At 55.7% G+C, this 3,189-nt stretch carries 3 protein-coding genes; all 3 read left to right on the top strand.

Features of this window, described 5'->3' with window-relative positions; translation table 11 throughout:
* Positions 1–378: 378 nt before the first annotated feature.
* Positions 379–2,187 (top strand): DUF294 nucleotidyltransferase-like domain-containing protein, encoded by a 1,809-nt coding sequence (locus VMC84_RS03825; RefSeq protein ID WP_325378306.1) that lies wholly within the window; start codon positions 379–381, stop codon positions 2,185–2,187.
* Between the two features lie 164 nt (positions 2,188–2,351).
* Positions 2,352–2,513 carry a hypothetical protein gene (locus VMC84_RS03830; RefSeq protein ID WP_325378308.1) on the top strand — a complete coding sequence of 54 codons (162 nt, stop codon included), beginning with the start codon at positions 2,352–2,354 and terminating at the stop codon, positions 2,511–2,513.
* Between the two features lie 63 nt (positions 2,514–2,576).
* A partial coding sequence (locus tag VMC84_RS03835; RefSeq protein WP_325378310.1) for an FAD-dependent oxidoreductase occupies positions 2,577–3,189 on the top strand: 613 nt, incomplete at its 3' end.

A 3,189-nucleotide genomic window follows, 5' to 3' on the forward strand; every position in this document is an offset into this window, starting at 1 on the left:
TGGAGACTTATGGGAAGCTTGACCCGGCGATGCTGCTCGAATCCTACGGCATCAAGCGGTAACAACTTTTTATTCACCACGGCGACACAGCACTTAATTCACCACGGCGACACGGCGAACACGGCGCTCCTTAAAAATTGATACGGCGACACCACGGCGACACGGTTTCCTGATAATATTATTAAGCAGGGGGTCTCCGAGGGGTAAATAAGAGCGCTCCGCGCGGCGTCAGCCCCCTTCAGGAAATAAAAGAGCGCCGTGTTCGCCGTGTTCGCCGTGGTGAATAATAAACCGTGCCCTCCGTGGTGCCTCCGTGCGCCCTGTGGTGAGAACGGTGGGATGCAAAAAGATATAACCGGAGGCCGCCGATATCTTGGCGTGGAACCCGCATTCTCGCACCGGCTACAGTCGGAGAGCGACGTACGCTCCATACAATCGTTAGAGGATAACGGCTTTAGCTGCTGCGAGCTCTTTTTCCCGGAGCGGGAGCCCATCGGTGACCAGACGCTCAAGCTCATCGACGACGTCTCCGGCACGACGAACCTGCTCCTGACCGCCCACCTGCCCTTCAAGAACGTCAACATCGCCAGCGTCTACCAGTATGTCCGGGATAGCAGCGTCGACATGCTGACAGGAATGATCGATAGTCTCTCGGATTACGTCCGCCTGATAACCGTTCACACGGGCTATGCGTCGCCGTCGGTCAGCGGGGGCCTGGAAAAGGCCATCGAGAACAACGTGCTGAGCCTGGCGAAGGTCTGCGACCGCGCCGGCCAGTACGACATCATGGTCGGCGTCGAGAACGCGATGAACGAGAAGTACATGGTAGGCCGGAACTTCGCCGAGATGGAGCGAATCATTAAGGGCGTTAACCGGGGAAACGTGGGCCTGACCTTCGACGTCGGCCACGCCCGGCTCACGGGCAATATCGAGGACTATGTCGACCGGAAGGAATACATCGTCGAGATCCACGCCCACGACAACTTCGGCTATATGGACGAGCATCTGGCCCTCGGGCACGGGAAGATCGACTGGGGGTACGTCTACGATAAGGTCAAGGATATTGACTGCCCCTTCGTGCTTGAGCAGAAGACCCTGGAGGAGGGCCTTGAAAGCATCCGGTACTGGCAGAGCCTCTCGTCGGAGTCCAGCGCCTACTACCGACTGAACAAGATCCTTGGCGAGATACGCTCGGAGAAGAATCCACGGCAGCTTCTCCCCATCAACAGCGAGATGATCCGGCTTTGCGAGAACGTGCTCGGCATGGGCGGCACGGGCAGCAACGTCAACCATATCGTCTCATCGTGCCGCGAGGCCATGGCGTTCAAGGTCGCCGAGTTCGTGATGGACGAGATGAAGTACTCCATGGGGCCGCCGAGGCATAAGTTCGCATTAATGGCCGTGGGAAGCTTTGGCCGGGAGGAGATGTCCGTCGAGTCGGACCAGGACACGATCCTCGTACTGGACGATACGGTGGACGATGACGGCAGGCGGTTCTTCAAGATGTTCTCGGAGAGCCTGGTTTCGAGGCTTTCTGCCGCCGGATTTCCCAGGTGCCGGGGCAACATGATGGCGAGCAATCCAAAGTGGAGGGGCACTATTGCCGAGCAGCTGGCCCGCCTGGACACGACTTATGAGCGCTCTGTCATTATGGACGCCCGTTTCATTTTCGGCGACCGTCCCCTGGCAAACCGTTTCCTTAAGACGCTTCACATGGCACTGCACGCTGACCCGACCTATGCCACGGAGCTTGCCATTTCGGCCATCAAGGCCGAGGTGGGCCTCGAGGGGGATTCGTTCAAGGTCGAGTTCTTTGCCGATTCCGAGGACGCGTTCAACCTTAAGAAATATGGCTTCCGCATTTACAGCCAGTCGATCAAGGCATTATCGGTCAAGTACAGCATCACCCGCACCAACATCGCCGACCGCCTGTGGAAGATGCACGACCTCGGCGTTATAGACAGGAAGTCGATCGACCGCTACATGTTCGCCTATGACCAGCTCTCAAGGGTCATGATGCTCGGCTACGTGCACAACATAAAGCGGGGCATCGTGAGCAACGAGTACATTTTCCCCTACTCATTATCGAAAAAAGACCGGGAAGGCCTAAAGGAGGCACTGCGCATCGTGAAAGAGCTCCAGAGCCTCTGCAGTGGCCAGTTCGCCATCGCGAAGACCATGCTTTGATCAGGCCATTCTGAACATTTTTGCCGTATATTAAAAAGTCACTACGCTCAGCGATCCCGTGAAGCTCAGTAACACGATCGAAACGCTGATCGAAGCGACCTTATAGATAATAGTAATAACTTATATTTACTCTCCGCCATCAGGTAATTATCGAATGTGATACGATGCAGATCCTAATTATACTGCCGGGCATATTCGTCATTATCGCCGGCATATTCAAGCAGCTTACGAAATTTACGATCGGCTATCAGCTGGTCAATGTACCGGGCTATTTTACGGCTACTCTCGGAGTTTTTATCGTCATACTGGGAATTCTCTGGCCATGAACCTGCAGGTACGGCGGGACGGGTCCGAGAGAAATTATTTATATTGACTGGAAGAGAATCCCTATGGAAGGTGTGGTAATAACGAAAGCAGGGACCAGGAAAAGGGTTATCATCGTCGGGGCGGGCCCCGGCGGCCTGATGGCGGCGAGGGAGCTGGCGGAGTACGCGGACGTTACCATCATCGAGAAGGGCAAGGACATCCACGACCGGACCTGCCAGGTCATGAAGGGGAATAACTGTATTTATTGTAATATATGCAATGTTACCGCAGGCGTGGGCGGCGCGGGCGGCATGTCGGATGGCAAGCTCAACCTCAGCCCGCTCATCGGCGGCGACCTCGTCGATTTTATCGGCATGAAGAGGACCCAGGAACTGTTCGATATGGTGGACACCTACTTTGTCGAGCATGGAGCTCCGAAGAAGGCGCCCCTGGTGCCGTCTCCGGCGCTGGAGCAGCGTGCGGCCGCCAACGGCATCGAGTTCATCCCCATCAAGCAGAAGCACATCGCTTCCGATATGCTGCCGAATGTTTTCAGCTCCATGAAGACGGGCCTGGAAAAGCGTGGCGTTAAGTTCGTTTTGAATACTACTGTGGATAGTATCACCGTCAGGAGTAATAAGGTTACGGGCGTGATCGCTGGCGGTAAGCAGCTCATGGCGGACTTTGTCATGCTGG

It is taken from the genome of Methanocella sp. (assembly GCF_035506375.1).
GTDB lineage: Archaea > Halobacteriota > Methanocellia > Methanocellales > Methanocellaceae > Methanocella.